We start from the raw sequence: 14,176 nt of genomic DNA, 5'->3' as shown, positions 1-14,176 counted from the left end.
AAAATCAAGCTATGTTTCATACAAAATTACTGCAATTTATTCAGTGTTTTTTACTTTTTAAAATACAGGTCCTTAAATATCGTCCAATGATTATTACTGCTGCCAAAGGTTGGCCGCGATAACACGGTTAACCTGTCGGCCAAAAAGTGAGCGCTAAATTCCCTGTGCTCAAAATAGGGCCAGAGCTTTTTAAAATCAGCCATCGGCATATCTTTAACAATGGTAATATGCGGTACAAATTGCTGCCTGTCGCCAAATACATTTCTGATCGAGGCAAACCACGCCGTTAACTCCTCGCTTAAAACCAGCCGCGCATAAATTGTTGCCGACGATGCACCGTGCAAAAAATAATAAAAACCTTTTACGGCGATATAATTCGCCTTAACCCGCAGCAATTTCTTTTGATAATATTCCAGCTTTTCTTTCATCATCACCGGCATTTGCCGCCCCTGCCCGGTAACGGTAATATGCGCTATACTATGCTTACCGCGATATTCGCCAATTACTTTTGCCGACGACAGCTTAAGCTTCCGTACGGTTTCTCTGATCTCGGCCGGTGGCGATATCATCATCATATAATCACAATAGGTGCTTTCCAGTATGTCCATAAATCAATTTTACAAAAACTAAATTACTAATATTTTTAGCATTTTTAAATAATTATTTAACTTTGCTTAATGGTACATAAGCGATATATCGTCCATATCGATCTCGATTCATTTTTCGTATCTGTCGAACGCAAGTTCGATCCGTCGCTTATTGGCAAGCCGGTATTAATAGGCGGCTCTGCCGATCGCGGCGTGGTAGCCTCCTGCAGTTACGAAGCGCGTCAGTACGGTATCCACTCGGCTATGCCTATGCGTACCGCCATGCGTTTATGCCCGCATGCCACCATTGTACGTGGTACTTACGGCCACTATTCCGAAGCCTCGGCACAGGTAACCAAAATCATCGCGGATACGGTACCCCTGTTCCAAAAAACCTCGGTGGACGAGTTTTATATCGACCTTACGGGGATGGACCGCTTTCACAACTGCTACCAGTTCGCTACCGATCTTCGTCAAAAGATCATCCGCGAAACGGAGCTGCCCATTTCATTCGGCATGTCATCAAATAAAACGGTATCAAAAATGGCTACCAACCAGGCTAAACCCAACGGGCAATTGTTTGTAGAGCATGGCCGCGAAAAAGAATTTATGGCGCCCCTGCCCATCGGTAAGATTCCCATGCTGGGCGAAAAAACCTGTCAGAAGCTGTATCAATATGGCATCGAAAAAATTGCCGACCTGCAGCGCGCCGACATCCGCTTTTTGCAAACGGTCTTCGGGCAGGCCGGCCGCGCTATCTGGGAAAAAGCCAACGGTATCGATTATGGTGATATCGTGCCCCACTCTGATCGTAAATCCATCTCTACCGAAAACACTTTCGGTAATGACGTTGCCGACCATAAAACATTAGAGTCGGTTTTGGTATCGATGACAGAGGAACTGGCCTTTAAACTTCGCAAAGAAAATATGCTTTCGTCCTGCCTGGCTATTAAGATCCGTTATGCCAATTTTGAAACCCACACCATCCAGGAAAAAATCGCCCTCACTTCTGCCGATCATATTCTGATACCGGGCATCAAAAACCTACTTAAAAGAGCATGGAACAGGCACCGCCCGGTACGCCTTATTGGTGTACGCTTAAGCCAGCTTTGCCAGGGCAATTATCAGATTAATTTATTTGAGGATAACGAACAAAAAATTCAGCTATACCGGGCTTTAGATAAAATTAACTTCAGATATGGCGATAAAACAGTATGCCGTGCAGCCGGAATGGAGATCGGTACTAGGAACTTTAATCCCTTTATGAAATAAATCCTGACGAATACGTATGTTTCTCGAATATTTTTAACAACAGGTTAAACCTTATCCAATATCTCTCGTTAAACAGATAATGCGCAATTACCCATGTCGCATCCAGTACGTTCTTTTTTTGGGTTAATCAATAGTTTAAATTAATTAGGGGGAAGAGAGCATTGCAAAATGCTCTCTTTTGTTTTTTATACCTTTTGCAAATGTCGTTAAACAAAAAAGCCATCCTTTTGGGATAGCTTTTCTCAATATTGTATTTAATTGACCGCCGTTATCTGTTGCTAAACAAATGGCTGATGGTTTGTATTGAATTAACAAAGTTTAACCCAATGGTAAAATATGAGGTTTGGTTTTCATAGCTCAGCAATCTGCCATAGCTAACCTTAACCGTGTTGGCAAAAATACTTACCTGCCCGCCCAGGCCAACATAGATGTGGTTATTCACCTCTACAAAACTTCCTTCCGGACCAAACGATGGTACAAAAATTTGTTGCAACACGCTCGCCCCCTGGCTTGGTTTTAAATAAAACGAATAACCTAACCACGGCGCAGGCTGAAAGTTAATGCCGTTATCGCCGGTTCCGGGAGTTTTTAGCCATGCAAAACCAGAGCTTGGTCCGCCTGTCCAGCCAAAATCATCAATCTGGAAAACCATCACAAATGCCGAATTACCTTTAATGTTATCCACCGTGATCTTCAGCCTGTCGCCAGGTTCCAAACTTTCCGACGAAATATCGACCTCAGTATTTTGCAGCTCAGCCCCGTCAACATACTTTTGGGTGTAAGTATAGGTGTACATTTCGGGCGATGATGGATCCGAACGTGGCACCTGGTTCTTTAAAACATCAACAAAACCAAAAACATTTACCGGCTTTTCATTCCCTTTTTTGTCTATCAGGGTTGCCATCAGCTTTATTTTCACTGAGTCTTTTATTTTTTTGATCGAAGCCTTATCAAAATTGATCTTGATCTGTGAATTTGACTGAATGTATTTTATACTGGTGAACGATGAGGGCTTAATTACAGTAAACTTTGAATTGTCGGTTTTATTCCGAACCGTAAACGAAACAAAGGTGCTCGGATCCAGATCCACCTGCGCATAGCAAAACATAGTTGACAAAAAAAGCAAAGAAGATAGCAGTAGTAGTTTTTTCATAATTTAAATTAACATTAACATTTAAAAAATTTACTCAATGGTCTTTAACTAATTAAGGGGTTGCAATGTTGCAATATTTTTATTAATATAAAAAGTATAAAATGTGGCAAAACACACCTTTTAATGCCACAGTTACAACCTATTCTACTGTAAATCAAATAGTAGTGTAATAATTATTTTTCTTTAATTAATAGTTTAAAAAATAAATTAAAATAAAATAAATAAAATATTATAAACTTATTAACAAATGGGGATAAAATAAAAAAGGCTACTGCAAATAATGCAATAGCCTTTTTTAGACAGCTAAAAACCAGTTTAATACCCCCGCGAAAACGAGTACGGAAAAGCAGCATCTTTAATGCCCCGCTGTAAATTGGGTGACTTTGACATATTAAAATTTATAATGGCCCCGTTTTTCATCAATAATTTATGGCTTATCCAGTTAAAGTCGTAAGCCTTACCGTTATAGGTCATGCTTGATACGTATTTATTATCGGCACTATTTGCCGGCGCGTTAATGATCACGGTTTTGCCGCTCTCCAGCTTCAAGGTCACCCTTTTAAACAAAGGCGTGCCCAAAACATACTGGTCGCTCGCAGGGCAAACCGGGTAAAAACCCATGGCCGAAAATACATACCAGGCAGATGTTTGCCCGTTATCCTCGTCGCCGCAATAGCCATCTGGCGTGGCTTTATACATCCGGTTCATGGTTTCGCGTGCCCAGTATTGGGTTTTCCAGGGTTCGCCGGCGTAATTGTATAAATAGATCATGTGTTGTATCGGCTGGTTACCATGCGCATACTGGCCCATATGGGCTACCTGCATTTCGCGGATCTCGTGTATGGTCTCACCATAATAACTATTGTCAAATACCGGCGGCAAAGTAAATACCGAATCAAGCCTGGCAACAAACTGCCTTTTGCCACCCATCAAATCGATCAAACCATTAATATCGTGAAAAACGCCCCAGGTATAGTGCCAGCTATTGCCTTCGGTAAACGAGTCGCCCCATTTAAACGGGTTAAAGGGTGTTTGGAATTTACCGGTACTGTATTTACCACGCATCATGCCGGTTTGCTTATCAAATAGGTTGCGGTAGTTCTGGCTGTGTTTAGCGTAGATCTCTATCTCGTCTTTAGGCTTACCCAATGCTTTACCCAACTGGTAAATGGCAAAATCATCATAAGCATATTCCAGGGTGCGGGCGGCGCTTTCAGGATAAGTGAGCACGGTATCATGTTTGTCATTAATGGTAAAATCGGCAGGTACGTATCCCAGTTCGTTATATTGTTTAACACCAAACCGGCCAACAGCTCTTATCGGCCCCGCGTTATTGGCACCATGCTTCAAAGCCTCCCATAGGGTATTGATATCGTACCCGCGTAAACCTTTTAAATAAGCCTCGGCCACTACCGATGCCGAATTATTACCCACCATTACATTAGCCAAACCGGGGCTGCTCCACTCGGGCAGCCAGCCGCTTTCTTTGTAATCGTTAATCAACCCCTCCTGCATTTCTTTATTAATGGATGGATACATCAAATTCAAAAATGGGTACAGCGCCCTGAAGGTATCCCAAAAACCAGTTCCGGCAAACATATAGCCCGGCAATACCTGTCCGTTATAAGGGCTCCAGTGCACAATTTTGTTATTGGCATCAATCTCATACAGCTTATTGGGGAAGAACAACATCCGGTACAGGCAGCTGTAAAACGTACGCATCTGGTCTACGCTCCCACCTTCCGGTTGAATGCGGCTTAAAGTTTTGTTCCAAACCGCTTTGGCCTTTTGTTTGGTGATATCAAAACTATCATTACCCAACTCGCGCTTTAAATTTAGCTCGGCCTGCTCAATACTGATGAACGACGAAGCTACCCTTAAAGTTACCTTCTCTCCTTTAGTAGTTTTAAACCCGATAACCGCCCCGGCATGTTTGGTGCTCATTTCCAGCGAATCTCTAACAACAGTTGTATCCCGGGTAGTGTAAGCCATTGTAAAAGGCTTATCAACGTATATAACAAAATAGTTTTTAAAGTTTTTAAGCGGACCACGGGCATACCTGCTGCTGTAGCCAATGATCTTGTTTTCTTTGGGGATGACCTTCACATACGATCCCCTATCCAGCGCGTCGATCACCACGAACGAGCTATCCGTTTTCGGGAACGTAAACCTGAACTGCGCCGCACGCTCCGTTGGCGTAATCTCGGTAGTTACATCGGCATCGGCTAGGTAAACGCTGTAATAATAAGGTTTGGATACTTCCGCTTTATGCGAAAACCAGCTCACCCGTGCGTACTGGCTAACCTTTAAATGATGGGTAACCGGCATAATGGCAAACTGCCCGTAATCATTCATCCACGGCGAGGGCTGGTGCGTTTGCTTAAAGCCGCGAATCTTATCGGCATCATAGGTATATTGCCAGCCATCGCCCATTTTACCGGTTTGGGGTGTCCAAAAGTTCATACCCCAGGGTACGGCTACAGCCGGATAAGTATTGCCGTTTGACAGGTCGATCTTTGATTGCGTACCCATCAGCGGATTAATATATTCAACCGGATCGGTAATATGAGTAACCATTTGGGCGCGCGCAAAGTTGCACGCAAAGGCAAAAGCAAAAACGCAGCAGAGTTTTTTCATAAGGAGGTAGTGAATAGGCCAGTTAATACGATTACTGCTAAATGTACTGATTTTTTTCAGAATGCGTTATTGATCGCAGCGGATACCGGCCCAGTGGCTAAGGCCCGTGTAGTATGAGCGTAGAGCGCGGCCCATAGGGAAACGCCCACATCATCGGTGTAAATCGCGCCCTTTTATAATAATATAGCCGTTCAGCCTAACTAATTTTATTACCAAAGAACCTTTATTTTTGATCATCGAATCGCCTTTGTGGATTAAACAACTGTCCTGGATATTCCAGTCGGCAGCTTCTAACACATACTTCTTTTTATCGATCAGAACAACCGGAGCACGTTTATCACTAAAGAAAACACTATCAACTCTTCCATTAAAGCTATAGTTTGAATAAACATAATTAGCTCTGAAATAAAGAAATACCAAAACGACAAGTCCAAACAAGCCAGCTATCGCGGTTCTTTTTAAAACATCTTGTCGGTATATAATCATGTTGAGATAGGTTCAATCAAAACAACGTCGGCCCACTCCCCAGCTTCAACCTACCTAAATGCTTATAAGCATTATCCGTAGCTTCCCTCCCGCGCGATGTCCGCATCAAAAAGCCTTCCTGTATCAAAAACGGTTCGTAAACCTCTTCGATGGTGCCTTCATCTTCGCCCACGGCAGTGGCAATGGTTTTTAAACCAACCGGGCCGCCTTTAAATTTATCAATAATGGTAAGCAATATTTTATTGTCCATCTCGTCAAGCCCGTGTTCATCCACATTGAGGGCGCTCAGGGCAAAACGGGCTATTTCGGTATCAATCTGCCCGGTACCTTTAACCTGGGCAAAATCGCGCGTGCGGCGCAGCAAAGCATTGGCAATACGCGGGGTACCACGACTGCGGCGGGCAATTTCATAAGCGGCCTCATCGCGAATAGGTGTTTTGAGTATCGATGCTGAACGTAGCACAATGGTAGTGAGCAGCTTGGCATCATAATATTCTAAACGGGCATTAATGCCGAAACGGGCACGCAGCGGCGCAGTTAACAGTCCGGAGCGTGTAGTGGCCCCAACCAGCGTAAACGGATTTAACGAGATCTGCACCGAACGGGCGTTAGGGCCGCTCTCCAGCATAATGTCTATTTTAAAATCCTCCATGGCGCTGTACAGGTATTCTTCCACCAGCGGACTAAGCCTGTGTATTTCATCAATAAACAAAATATCGCCGCTCTCCAAATTGGTGAGCAGCCCGGCCAGGTCGCCGGGTTTATCCAAAACAGGGCCCGAGGTTATTTTAATACCCGAACCCATTTCGTTGGCGATGATATGCGAAAGCGTGGTTTTACCTAATCCCGGCGGGCCGTGCAGCAGCACATGGTCGAGCGATTCGCCCCGCTGTTTGGCCGCCTGCACAAATACTTTTAAGTTGGCTAATATTTTATGCTGACCGGTAAAATCTTCAAACGCCTGCGGGCGAAGCACTTTTTCAATGTCACGTTCAGCCGGTGAAAGATTATCCAGGTTAGGATCAAGATTTTGATTCATTACCAACGAAATTAGTAAATTAAGCGAAAAGCCGGAAGCAGAAAGCGAAAAGCTTTAAAGAAAAGGAGAAAAACAAAATTGAAATTCAAAATCGAAATCAAAATAAATCCGAAATCAAAAACTAAATTCGAAATTGAACTTTCGAAATCCGAAATCAAGATAAATCCGAAATCAAAAAATCACCCTTCCGGATACTTCCTGAATATCGCGTTGATCCGCATCCTGATCACGCCGAAGAAAGCTTCTTTAAATATACCACCCGACATTTTAGAGGTGCCCACGGTGCGGTCGGTAAAAATGATCGGCACTTCAACCACGTTAAAACCGTGCTTAATAGCGGTGTATTTCATCTCGATCTGGAAGGCATAGCCCACAAACTGAATTTTATCGAGGCTCACGGTTTCCAGCACCTTACGGCGATAACATTTAAAACCCGCCGTAGCATCCTGTATATCAATACCGGTAATAAAACGCACATAAACCGACGCGAAGTAGCTCATCAGCACCCGGCTCATGGGCCAGTTAACCACGTTAACACCTTTTACATAGCGCGATCCAATAGCAACGTCGGCGCCGTCAACACAAGCCTGGCGCAGGCGGATCAGGTCGTCAGGGTTGTGCGAAAAATCGGCATCCATCTCATACACAAAATCGTACTGGTGAGCTATGGCCCATTTAAAGCCGTGGATGTAAGCTGTACCTAAACCTTGCTTACCTGCACGCTCTTCAATAAAAAGACGTTCAGGATAATCACGCTGCATAGTTTTTACAATATTGGCGGTACCATCCGGCGAGCCATCATCAATAATTAGCACATGAAAATCGTGTTCAAGCGAGAATACCTTATTCAACAGTCGTTCAATATTCTCTTTCTCGTTATAAGTGGGTATAATTACAATGCTATCGGGCACCAGTGCTGATTTTTTTGATTAGGTTGTTGATAAGACAAATGCTCTGTAATGGAACAGCCGCAAATATAAAAAGTTTTTTAAGCCTGCATTAGCTGTGTGTGTTGTATGTGCAAAATATTACATTATATTGGCTAAAACCGTAGATTTCGCATCTCTATTTTAATACTTTCGATTTAAAATTTATCTTTATACACCAATTATTAATTAACGATCAAACAACACACCTCTATGAAAAAAATAAGAATTGCCTTACTTTCCGCATTTTTTGTTAGCACCCTTATGCCTGCTGTTAAAGCGCAGGTTGTTACGCTCGATTGCTATTTTAATCACGAATTTAAAAAAGACAAAGCCGGCAATTATACAACCGAACGTTTCCATTACATATGGGACGAAAAAGACCTGAACGGTTACTCAAACTGGGGCGATGATTTTATTAAATACGGTGGTAAACTAAAGAGCCTTGAAGCGGCTCCTACGGCCGAAACTTTAAAAGGCAGCGATATTTATATTGTTGTTGACCCTGATAATAAAAAGGAAACACCAAATCCTAATTATATTGAACCCAAAGACGCCAAAGCAGTTGCCGAATGGGTAAAAGCCGGAGGTGTGTTAGTGATATTAGCTAACGATAGCGCCAACGTAAACCTGCCAAGTGCCAACGTACTTGCAGCTGCTTTTGGTTTGCATTTTAATGATGACCTGCAAAACCATGTAATTGGCAGCAATATTGTTGCCGGTACTTTAATGGTACCCGATGGCGACCCAATATTTAAAACCGCCAAAAAGATCTATCTCAAAGATATGAGCTCTATTACCCTAACCGGTAAAGCCAAAGCCGCATACACCAATAAAGATGGCGTGGTATTAATGGCAACCGTTAAATATGGCAAAGGCACCGTATTTGCCGTTGGCGATCCATGGTTGTACAACGAATATACCAACGGCCATTTGCCAGCCGGTTATGATAACGATAAGGCTGCCGACGATTTAAGCAAATGGTTGCTTGCCCAGGTACCTAAAAAGTAATTTTAATTGATTTGTATATTCAGGCACGTTAGGTGTTGGGGCGTTCTCAATAGCTAACGTGTTTTTTATTTTAAAACAACCCGTCATCTATTTACCAATGCATCTAAAGCATTGTATTTCAATTTTTCTTGGATAAAAATACCTTATTAAAATAAAATTAAATACATTTATATATCACCTCATGGTTGCGATATTTGCAGGTGATAAACTGCACCTTATTAATAACGAACAATGTTGAGCAAGGTTGATGCTTCGGTGAAGCTATACATGTTGATACTGATCACAGCTGCAGGCTTGATCGGGATGGGATTATATGGTATCAACGACCTGAAGAAAATGGATACCAACACACATTCACTTTATGCCGACCGTGTATTACCCATTCAACAATTATCTGCCTTGCGGTTTGAATATGCCGTAGAGGTGGCCCCACTGGCCCAAAAAGTTAAAGACCACGAAATTTCGTTTAACCAGGCAAAAGAACTTATTGACAAGGCCGAGGCTGCCATAAGCACAAATTGGAATAACTATAAGCTTACTTACCTCACACCAGAAGAGGCATCGCTGGTTAAACAAACCGACGATGCAAAAAAACAAGCCGACAAAACGTATAAAAACCTTAGGGCCATATTCGATAAAGAGGACGTTGTTGCGCTTAACGCATTCACTCAAAAAGCCCCCACTGTTTCTCAAGATCCGTTTTTTTTAAAACTCACCCAGTTAATGAACCTCCAGGTAAGTGTTGGTAAGCAAATATTGGCAACCAATAACGGGATATATCGTACCACAGCAAAGAGATTCGTCCTCATCATTCTAATTTCTTTAGCTATCGCACTTTCCCTTTCGTTTTATCTTACCAAAAGCATCAAAAAATTAATAAACAACATCCTTAAAAACAACCAGGCAATTAAAGAAAGCGAGGAACGGTATAGTTCGTTATTTGAACAGGCATCCGATGCCATATATGTGCTCAATTATAAAGGCGATTTTATCAATGTAAACCAGAGCATGTGCCAAATGGTTGGTTATACCCGCGATGAATTGTTAACCATGAATATTGCAGACCTGGTAAATGACGAATTGTTGGAATCTAATCCCCTTGTCTATAAATCGGCAAAGCCCGGCGAATCGGTAACCGGCGAAAGAAAGATCATTCATAAAAATGGGGTGGCTATTAATGTTGAAATTAACGGTAAAAAATTTGAAGATGAGCGGGTGATTGTAATAGCCCGCGATATTACCGCCCGGAAAGCGTTGGAAACCGAATTAAGAACTGCCGAACTGAAATTCCGCACACTTGCCGATAAATCAATGGTGGGGATATATATTGTACAAAATGCGGAGTTTATTTATGTAAATCAAAGATTTGCCGAGATTTTTGGCTATACCCCCGACGAGTTGCTGGGTACCTACCCACCCGAAAAAATAATCCATCCCGAATATCGGGATATCGTTAAAGAAAATGTGCGTTTACGGAAGGAAGAAATTGTTGAAAGCGTACACTACGAAACAATGGGGCTAAAAAAAGACGAAACATCCAACTGGGTAGAGTTTTACGGCAGCCGCACTTTTTTTGAAGATGAGCCAACCTTCATAGGCTCAATGATCGATATAACAGAACGAAAAGTAGCCGAAGAATCACTAAAAAAAACCGAAGCCAACCTGCAAACAATTTTAAATACTAATGATACCGCGTATGCGTTGCTGGATCGCGATTTGAATGTGCTGGAGTACAACAAAAAGGCGTTAACGTTTGCAAGAAACGAATTCAATTTCGATCCCGAAAACGGGGCAAAAATTTTCGATCATTTACCCGAAAGCAGACGCTTACAATTTTTCGACTATATCAATAAGGTGTTTAAAGGGGATACCATTAGCTACGAAGTAATGTATACCCAGCCCGATGGCATAAATATATGGTACTATGTAAGGATGTTCCCGATAGCGGATAAAGAAAATGAAATACATGGCCTTGTATTGGCAATAACGGATATTACCGAAAGAAAAGAAGCCGAAGAAAGCTTACAGTCTGCCTACGAGCGAATAAAAACACAGATAAAATTTATACGCGAAATGATTTGGAAGCAATCGCACATTCTCAGAAGCCCGTTAGCCAATCTAAAAGGCTTGATAACCATACTTGAAAACGACCCCACCGATAAAGATATCATGAATTATATAGATATTGAACTTAACCGGTTGGATACGGTAATTATGGAGATGGCCAAAGATTCGGCAAAAGATGAGATGATCAGCTTCCCTTCATAATTGCCGGCAGTCGGTGTAGCATTATATAAACTGTAGCAGGAAATCGGTCGCTCCATAAAAATATTTTTTGGGAGATATCAAAATATTTCTATCTTTATAAAACAATAAGGATCATTAAAAGTTGTGCTATTTACAGCCATTTCCCTGGCTAATGCATTACAATTTTAATTATTCAATATTTGCTGTTAAATATCAGCACTAAACCACACCTTTTGTACTGAGCGCATTAAGGCTGGGCACTTTTTTCAAAAAAAGGTAATGCCCCTGCCGCAATGGTATATTAATCAATTTTACGGTTATATCGGGTTAATCTATAGTGTTCATGTATAAAAAGTTTTTCCAATCCCTTAAAACTTAATCAGGTTTTAGTTCTGATGCCAGCCAGCCAGGAATGACAGACCCCCAGGAACAGATTAATTAACTGACCCGATTAATATCCATGCCTCCGACGTTCGCGTTGGAGGCATTTTTTATGCGCCCATATCCCGGTACAGCATCACAAAAAAAATCGATATCATTGTATAGCAGTATCATTCAATGAAAGCCAAACTAACATTACTACTTACATTTATTGTCAATATTTCGCTTGCGCAGGATATCGCTTTCGCGCGAAAAATGATTGACACCTTAACCTCGCCTTACTTTTGGGGTCGCGGTTATACTAATGACGGCGTTGGCAAAGCGGCCCGCTTTTTAACCGCACAATTTAAAAGCTATGGTTTACAGCCAATGGATGGCCGACACTTCGAACAGCCTTTCAGTTTTCCGGTCAATACTTTTCCGGCGAAGATGGAGGTTAGCATTAATGGCAAAAAACTTAGGCCAGGTTATGATTATATCATCACTGCTGATAGCCGTGGTGGTAAGGCCAGTGGCACACTTGAACAACAGGACAGCATACATTTTGTTGATCGCGAACATCGCATTATGGTAACCCTCGAAAAGAAGCTAACCTGGGACGTTGCGCAAAAAACGGAAGACTATACCGGAATCGAGATCGATAAAAAAAACCTTACAGAAACACCGCGAACAATTGCTGTTAACATTGAAAACAAACTGATACCTGATTTTAAAACTGCCAACATTTGCGGCATTGTAAAAGGAACCACCAAACCCGATTCAATGATCGTGATCACTGCCCATTATGATCATTTGGGCGGCATGGGCAGCGAAACCTATTTCCCGGGCGCTAATGACAATGCCAGCGGTGTAACACTGCTGCTTACCCTGGCTAAGTATTATGGCGAACATCCGCAACCGTATTCTATAGCTTTCATCCTGTTTTCGGGCGAAGAAGCTGGTTTATTAGGTTCTAAATACTTTACCGAAAACCCGCTCATCAAATTATCAAATATCCGTTTTCTGTTCAACCTCGATCTGGAAGGTACGGGTGATGAAGGCGCAACCGTAGTAAACAGTGCCATCTATAAAAACGAATTTGCTTTGCTAAACCAGGTTAACGATCAATACCATTACCTGGTGAAGATCTATCCGCGGGGCAAGGCAGCTAACAGCGATCACTATTTTTTTACCGAAAAAGGTGTGCCGGCGTTTTTTATGTATACCATGGGCGGCATCAAAGCTTATCACGATGTGTACGATATCAGTGCAACGCTCCCGTTAACCAAATATCCCGAATTATTTAAGCTGTTGATTGGCTTTAATGATAAGCTGATGCACAAAGGCGGTTAAGCAGTTACAAAAAACAAGCAATATTTACGAAAAATAAGCCGAAGGCGAAATGGCACCATTTAACGTGTGGTTGTTGTTTGCCTGCGTTTTAAAATACCAGGTGGTATTGCCATTGCTTGTATGGTTGCCAATGGAGTGTATTGTACTTTCGTGAAATTGATTATGCTGCCCGGATAATATGTTTGCCCGGTCGATAACAAACATCTGGGGTCGTATCCAGGTTTTGGGTCGTAAATTTTCTTTCATGGGGATAAAAGGTCTTTCTCGGTTTATTGATCGCAAGATAAAAAATTTACCACACTTGCGCCTTCTGTTTTGATTATAAGCAGATGATCAGCAAATTAGCATAACAATTATCAACCTCATGAAATTAAAAAACATCATCCTGCTGGCATTAGCAGCTATACCGACACTGGCATTTACCATATTCCGGCAACAGGAAAAAGGCTTTGTACCCATGTTTGATGGCAAAACGCTCAACGGCTGGGAAGGCGACCCTAAATATTGGCGTGCCGAAAACGGCGAGATCATCGGCGAGATAACGCCGGCCACGATCATCAAAGTAAACACCTTTTTGATATGGAAAGGCGGTCAGCCTGCTGATTTTGAATTAAAATGCGAATACCGTATATCCCCGAAAGGGAACAGTGGCATTAACTACCGCAGCACACGGGTTGATACTCTGCCATACGCCTTAAAAGGTTACCAGTTCGACCTGGATGGTAAAGACAAATATAACCTGGGCTATCCCAAATACAGCGGGCAAAATTACGAAGAACGCGGCCGGCAGTTTTTAGCTTATCGCGGACAACGCACAACAATACAAACCGGGCAAAAGCCCGTTATTAACGATAGCCTCGCCAGTAAGGAAACCTTGCTGAAGGCTATTAAATACGATGACTGGAACGAGATCGACCTGGTGGTAAAAGGCAATAACATGAAACACTATATCAACGGCACATTAATGAGCGAGGTTACCGATAACGACCTGGCGAACCGTAAAATGAGCGGTTTAATAGGCGTACAGGTACACGTTGGCCCGCCAATGAAAATTGAGTATAAAAACTTCAGGATAAAGTATTTAAAGTAACAAATACTTGCTGCG

Annotated in this window: 12 protein-coding genes; 5 read left to right on the top strand and 7 right to left on the bottom strand. The window is 42.2% G+C overall.

Going from position 1 to position 14,176, the window contains the following annotated elements:
• Nucleotides 1–50: 50 nt before the first annotated feature.
• Nucleotides 51–608: a 2'-5' RNA ligase family protein gene (locus ACFGVR_RS13215; protein ID WP_448697717.1), complete on the bottom strand. Its 558-nt coding sequence runs from the start codon at nucleotides 606–608 to the stop codon at nucleotides 51–53.
• 69 nt (nucleotides 609–677) lie between these two features.
• On the opposite strand from ACFGVR_RS13215, the gene dinB reads away from it, so the two are divergent.
• Nucleotides 678–1,859, top strand: coding sequence for a DNA polymerase IV (gene dinB / locus ACFGVR_RS13210; protein WP_448697715.1), 1,182 nt, complete (start codon nucleotides 678–680; stop codon nucleotides 1,857–1,859).
• A 268-nt stretch (nucleotides 1,860–2,127) separates the two neighbouring features.
• Here the strand turns inward: dinB and ACFGVR_RS13205 are convergent, their stop codons facing one another.
• The 5 genes from ACFGVR_RS13205 to ACFGVR_RS13185 form a co-directional block, all read right to left on the bottom strand.
• A complete protein-coding gene (locus ACFGVR_RS13205) occupies nucleotides 2,128–3,012 on the bottom strand; it encodes a hypothetical protein (RefSeq protein ID WP_448697714.1) in 885 nt (294 codons plus the stop codon).
• A gap of 315 nt (nucleotides 3,013–3,327) precedes the next feature.
• Entirely contained in the window at nucleotides 3,328–5,649 is a 2,322-nt protein-coding gene (locus ACFGVR_RS13200) for a GH92 family glycosyl hydrolase (RefSeq protein ID WP_448697712.1), read from the bottom strand.
• 150 nt (nucleotides 5,650–5,799) lie between these two features.
• Nucleotides 5,800–6,135 carry a hypothetical protein gene (locus ACFGVR_RS13195; RefSeq protein ID WP_448697711.1) on the bottom strand — a complete coding sequence of 112 codons (336 nt, stop codon included), beginning with the start codon at nucleotides 6,133–6,135 and terminating at the stop codon, nucleotides 5,800–5,802.
• A 16-nt stretch (nucleotides 6,136–6,151) separates the two neighbouring features.
• Complete coding sequence (gene ruvB / locus ACFGVR_RS13190) at nucleotides 6,152–7,174, bottom strand: Holliday junction branch migration DNA helicase RuvB (protein WP_448697710.1); 1,023 nt, start codon at nucleotides 7,172–7,174, stop codon at nucleotides 6,152–6,154.
• A gap of 179 nt (nucleotides 7,175–7,353) precedes the next feature.
• Nucleotides 7,354–8,085 (bottom strand): polyprenol monophosphomannose synthase, encoded by a 732-nt coding sequence (locus ACFGVR_RS13185; protein WP_448697708.1) that lies wholly within the window; start codon nucleotides 8,083–8,085, stop codon nucleotides 7,354–7,356.
• Nucleotides 8,086–8,313: 228 nt separating this feature from the next.
• Between ACFGVR_RS13185 and ACFGVR_RS13180 the strand changes: the two genes are divergently transcribed.
• The 3 genes from ACFGVR_RS13180 (at nucleotide 8,314) to ACFGVR_RS13170 (ending at nucleotide 13,071) form a co-directional block, all read left to right on the top strand.
• Nucleotides 8,314–9,111: a DUF4350 domain-containing protein gene (locus ACFGVR_RS13180; protein ID WP_448697707.1), complete on the top strand. Its 798-nt coding sequence runs from the start codon at nucleotides 8,314–8,316 to the stop codon at nucleotides 9,109–9,111.
• 231 nt (nucleotides 9,112–9,342) lie between these two features.
• Nucleotides 9,343–11,379 (top strand): PAS domain S-box protein, encoded by a 2,037-nt coding sequence (locus ACFGVR_RS13175; RefSeq protein ID WP_448697705.1) that lies wholly within the window; start codon nucleotides 9,343–9,345, stop codon nucleotides 11,377–11,379.
• A gap of 537 nt (nucleotides 11,380–11,916) precedes the next feature.
• Complete coding sequence (locus ACFGVR_RS13170) at nucleotides 11,917–13,071, top strand: M28 family metallopeptidase (protein ID WP_448697704.1); 1,155 nt, start codon at nucleotides 11,917–11,919, stop codon at nucleotides 13,069–13,071.
• 24 nt (nucleotides 13,072–13,095) lie between these two features.
• Here ACFGVR_RS13170 and ACFGVR_RS13165 read toward each other — a convergent pair whose 3' ends face one another.
• Nucleotides 13,096–13,317 carry a hypothetical protein gene (locus ACFGVR_RS13165; protein WP_448697703.1) on the bottom strand — a complete coding sequence of 74 codons (222 nt, stop codon included), beginning with the start codon at nucleotides 13,315–13,317 and terminating at the stop codon, nucleotides 13,096–13,098.
• 118 nt (nucleotides 13,318–13,435) lie between these two features.
• Between ACFGVR_RS13165 and ACFGVR_RS13160 the strand changes: the two genes are divergently transcribed.
• Nucleotides 13,436–14,161, top strand: a complete 726-nt coding sequence (locus ACFGVR_RS13160; protein ID WP_448697701.1) for a 3-keto-disaccharide hydrolase — start codon at nucleotides 13,436–13,438, stop codon at nucleotides 14,159–14,161.
• The last annotated feature ends 15 nt before the right edge of the window (nucleotides 14,162–14,176 follow it).

The sequence above is a fragment of the Mucilaginibacter aureus genome (assembly GCF_053514885.1).
Note: the sequence above shows the minus strand (reverse complement) of the source record. Positions and strands in the feature narration are given on the sequence as shown.